The following is a 5,237-nucleotide window of genomic DNA, read 5'->3' on the forward strand; positions in this document are numbered from 1 at the left end:
GAAAAAGAAGTAAAATATTTAAAGATTCAATTTAATTCAATTGAAACTGTTAACAGTGATTTTCGTGTAGCAGACGGAACTTTTGAAAAACAGTAATATAATTTAAGTATCTATTTTAAATATACGTGAAATTATCGCAACTGAAATCGGAATAAGAAAATTGATGCAATAGAATATAGAGAAAGCCTTGGAATGATTCCAAGGCTTTTTTAGCTATCTATATATACCTTGTATATTCTATCTGGTTTAGTGTGATATATTCATTGTTAATACTCTTCGAAAATAAAATTCAAACCGCGTCAACGTCGCCTTGCCGTATGTGTAGGGATACTGACTACGTCAGTTCCATTTCAACCTTAAAACAGTGTTTTGAGCAACCTGCGGCTAGTTTACTAGTTTGCTCTTTGATTTTCATTGAGTATAAATAAAAATATGAGTTCTCCTCTTATTTTAAAAAATAATTATTTTATAATTTTTTTATATTTAGTGTAAACTATTCAGTGCGTCCCAAATACGGGAGGTTTGTTTCTGATTTTCATATTTGGATTATAATATTCTCATCAGAGTTACTTAAGGAGTAAGATATGAACCAGATTATGAAACAATATAAATTACTATATTTCTTGATTATTTTATTAAGTCTGACAAGTGCTCTTTTAATGACATTCTTCTCTCTTCAATTAGGAAGAATACTTGATAGTATAACTAATTCAAATAGTGGATTACTCTTTCATATCACTATTTGTGTAAGTTTAATTTTACTGTGGTTCTTTATCTCTTGTTCTTATTCCTATCTTAAAAATCAATATGTAAAAAAAGTTATTATAGATCTAAAAAAGGGTCTCTTATTACATTATTTATCGCGTGAATTTAACCAAATTGACAACCGTAACCATTCAGATTTCTTAAATAATATCACCAAAAATAGTGACCTTATTCAAGAAAATTTATTGATTCCTAGAATCTCTCTAATTGCAAATTTAGGGACCCTTATCATGAGTGTGGTTGCCATTATCTATATAGAATGGCGATTAGCATTAGTCTTTCTTTTATTGTCGATTATAACGATTTTTCTATCTCAAATTCCTGGAAAGTTAATGACTAAAGCAACTAATAATTATTCCCTACAAAATAGTCACTATTTGTCAAAAATGACAAACTTTATTAATGGTTTTGAACAAATTAAGTTATTAAATATTCAAAGCTGGACCCAAGAAAAAATTCAGGGAATCAGTTTAGAATTTGAAGAGTCCAGAAAGAAATATCAATTCTTAAAAGACTTAGCTTCGACTACTGGAATTTTACTAAGTTTTGGCTCTCAACTATCCTGTATGGTCGCTGGTATCTTTTTTGTAAGAAATAACTTACTGACTATTGGACTACTAGTAGCAAGTATTCAATTATTAAACGGTGTTTTTGCTCCATTACAATCTATTCTTTACAATAAAAATTTAATCAGCAGTAGCAAGTCCATTATTGATAATATCCAAGAAAATTTATATGAGACAAATCATGAAATTTTCCATAAAACAAGGACAATTGATTGTGATAACATTTCGACTATTTCTATTAGCCAATTACATTATGAAATTGAAAATAAAATATTATTTGATCATTTTTCCTATGAATTTAAAAAAGGCAAACGCTATGCGATTATAGGTGCTTCAGGAGCTGGGAAAACAACTTTAGTAAAATTAATACTAAACTATTATTCCAAAAATCTTTATGATGGGGAAATAAAAATCAACGGAAAACAGAATATTGATATTCCCTCAGAGGAGTTATATAAAGATATTGCATTTGTGCAAAAAAATGATTTTCTGATTGAAGGAAATATCCTAGAGAATATCAAACTGTCCAGAAACCTTTATTTAACTGAAAAATTAAGAAAAGCCTTAGGATTTAATGAAGACTTCCTTAATAAGAGTCTATCTCAATCAAATCAAACCATTTCAGAAGGAGAAAAGCAACGAATTGATTTAGCTAGGTTTTTAGCCAAACCATATTCTGTATATATTTTTGACGAACCTACAAGCAACCTTGATCCAATAAAAGCCAAAGCAATGATGGACTACATTCTATCCATTAAAGATGCAATTGTTATTGTCATTACTCATGATCAAAATCCAGAAATATTGGAAGAGTTTGATCACGTTATTACCCTATAGATAAATGGCCTAGTCTACTAAATGAATGATGTGTTTCTCAAAGTATTCTTTGTAATTTTTGTAGATTGTTTTATTGAAGAGTTCGAAAATTTTTAAAGCTTCTTCGATTTTTAAAAGTGATTTTTGATTATGATAGAATTTCAGTTCCAAATATCCATCTAAATACAGCAAAATAGTTTGTTCAAAAAAATCTGTGGAATCCGCTAATATATTCTTCGTAGCCTGTTTTAAAAATAAAGATTCCTCATATAAGTCGTTCTCAATCATTATAATCAAAGAATTGAGAAGTAGTTGAATGAGAGATTGTCTATTTTTAGGTATAGAGCTATACAACTTCCCTTTTTTGAGCGCCTCTTTGGCATATCTAAATAATAAATCTGGAGATAGAACACGACAGCAATTTCCAAGGATGAGCGTTTCGTAATAACCCCAGTTTTCAACAGAAAATAAATAGTTTGTAAGATAAGAGGCGTCTTGACGACTCAATTGATGATTCTTATCCATTCCCGAAACAATACTTTCAATGAAAATAGCATTTAATTTATGGTAATGAGAATTTGTCCTATGAAAAAGTTCTATTTCTTTCTCTACCATATCTAGTAATGCTTGAGAATCTTCATTATATGCGGCCTGTTTAACAGAAGCTATTAAGGTATTAAAATCCGAAGGTTGATAATGATTACAGATAAGCAGAAATTCCTCTAGTGTTACTCCTATTCTTTCAAGAAGATACAATAACTTAAAGACAGAAATCTCTGTTTCTCCTAATTCAAATCTAGATATTTGAGATTTTGAAATTTCAGCACCTGCTAATGAAGAAATAGAAATTCCCTTTTCTTCTCTTATTTTCCTATAAGTTTCACCTAAAATCATATTTATCTCCATTTACCATAAAAAATCATTAGAAAGTGTGACAGATTATGAAAAAATACTATCAAATCTTTTTATTATTATTTGATATTATCATTATTATTGGATTATATCAATAAAATTAATGAGTGTGTGAAAATTCAATACTAGGAGAAAATGAAATAAATATTTCCACAATAAAACGTATGATATCAAGTTTTTTGGAAAGCCTCTGTTCGTAAATTATTTTAACTCATAGTTGATGATTCCACAAATTGAAAAGTTTTAAACTTAGCATTTAAACGCTCAATTTTAATACGTATTACAACTATCTCTATTAAACTTCTTATCCTCTACAGTCGATACATGCTTTTTAGAACTTTTTAAAGGAAAAAAGATATCTCATGAATATTCATAGTATCTAAATAACAAAAACAAGTAATTGCTCTGACAAACTTGACCTATACTTTCTTTAAAAAGAGTAAAATAATGTGTATGACCATCTCAAAAAACTAATTGACAGGCACGAAGTGTCGTTAAATCGATTATGATTGTGTCTTTATGGTGTATATCTTTTTCCAGGATAATTCTTACTTTGGTTTCTTTTAGGACATTGAAATAGGACTTTCTGTGACATCAATAGCTATAGTGACACTTGTTGATTTTAAGTTTTCTAAGTCAAATAGACTTGAGGAATGAAGAGTATATTCTACGAATGTTAATGTTCAGTGACTATCACTAGTCCAAGACCAAAATCAAAAAACTAGAAGATGTTGAGTTGATTAATAGCATAAATAATGCAAGTTCAAAATTAACTGTTTTTCTAGACTTAAAGTTTTTGTGCCTCCTCCTTTACAGTGTTTGGATTTATAAGTTGTATCTAGACAGGATATCTTTGTTGGGAAGGTATCCTTTTTGACACTAATAAATAATTTAAAGTTCTCAGGAGTTAGTTGCATGGTTTTTCGTAAATAGTTTTCTTAACTATAGTATAGCATAGTACAGTATGGCACTTTATTTTTTCCAATAAGTCTATTATACCCCAAGGACAGCTGGTTTTAATTTTTTCTCTGAACTGTACGATTTTGCGCCAGAAATGTAGGAATTACCTTTCGTTGTGATGTGATAAAACTTACAAATATTTTTTGTTATTCTTGACCTAGTTTTTTAGAAAGAAGGTCTAAGATGTTAAATAAAGTCAAAACTAAAGCCTTAATTAGTGTTGGAGCAGTGGCTGCAACTAGCTTTATTCTCTGAATCTTGCATGATAAGAAGAATAAAGAAATAAAAAGAAAAATCAAAGTGTTTGTTTATCGGCAATCATCACAATTCGGTTTTTTAAAATAGGATGGTATATTTTGTTTCTTTGACCAAAATTTGAACAAAAAATAGATTTGACTTTCGGTTAATAATAAGCTTAAAAGTTTTTTGAAGGAATCTATTTAGCACAAAAAAACACCTATTCGGGAAAATAGGTGTGAATGATGTTATTTATATCCATATTGTTTTAGTGCGTTATTATATTCTTCGCTATCTTTAAGATAGTAGTCGTGCTTAACTCCACTAATATCAACAGAAAAGACCCCTTCTTTAAATGAATAATCTTCTGATCGACTCGCAATGTTTTTTCCAGTTAATTCTATCGTATTCTTTTTTTTGTTAATGGTAAAGCTGTCGGCTTCTCCATGCTCTATGGAAGCATTATCTCCTTTAATAGTAAATGCCAATTCATTTCTTTCACTTGATATCCAATAGTATTCGCCATCCAGAGATTGTTGCTTATTTTTAGTGCAAGCAATTAGCGTAATTATTGATAATGACAACAATATTATGCTAACAAATTTTCTCATGTTTCTTGCCTCGTTTTATAATATTACTATACAAAAATAATGTTATAAAACTGTATCAATGTCTGTTATAATGGAAATTTCAAATAATGTCCATTATAACAGACATTAGTAAATTTTAGAAAAAGATCTATATTTGGCTATAGTTTTACTAAATCTCTACGACTATAGATTAAAAATGTATACACTTCTATACAAATAGTAGAAAAGGACTCAGTCCTGTAAAATACAGAACTAAATCCTTTGGATAGCCTATTTGCCTAACTTTTTTTGGGGCAGTACAATCTGGTTGCTAGGGCTTTATTATGCTTTATCTTACTAATGATGATGATCTTTTTCAGGATTGCTCATAATATGTGTAAATATTTCTTTA

3 protein-coding genes and 1 pseudogene are annotated in these 5,237 nt (G+C 29.0%); 2 read left to right on the forward strand and 2 right to left on the reverse strand.

The genetic code is table 11. From position 1 onward, the window contains the following. The first annotated feature begins 584 nt into the window (after window positions 1-584). Window positions 585-2,168 (forward strand): ATP-binding cassette domain-containing protein, encoded by a 1,584-nt coding sequence (locus tag ADG03_RS09330; RefSeq protein ID WP_049472735.1) that lies wholly within the window; start codon window positions 585-587, stop codon window positions 2,166-2,168. 9 nt (window positions 2,169-2,177) lie between these two features. Here ADG03_RS09330 and ADG03_RS09335 read toward each other — a convergent pair whose 3' ends face one another. Then, window positions 2,178-3,041, reverse strand: coding sequence for a helix-turn-helix domain-containing protein (locus ADG03_RS09335; RefSeq protein WP_041818440.1), 864 nt, complete (start codon window positions 3,039-3,041; stop codon window positions 2,178-2,180). Window positions 3,042-4,202: 1,161 nt separating this feature from the next. Here ADG03_RS09335 and ADG03_RS11610 point away from each other — a divergent pair. Then, a pseudogene (locus ADG03_RS11610) lies at window positions 4,203-4,271 on the forward strand (peptidylprolyl isomerase); the annotation flags it as partial. A 233-nt stretch (window positions 4,272-4,504) separates the two neighbouring features. On the opposite strand, the gene ADG03_RS09340 reads toward ADG03_RS11610, so the two are convergent. Next, window positions 4,505-4,867, reverse strand: a complete 363-nt coding sequence (locus ADG03_RS09340) for a hypothetical protein (RefSeq protein ID WP_049472736.1) — start codon at window positions 4,865-4,867, stop codon at window positions 4,505-4,507. Window positions 4,868-5,237 lie beyond the last annotated feature (370 nt).

This window comes from Streptococcus parasanguinis (assembly GCF_001069785.1).
Classification (GTDB): domain Bacteria; phylum Bacillota; class Bacilli; order Lactobacillales; family Streptococcaceae; genus Streptococcus; species Streptococcus parasanguinis_T.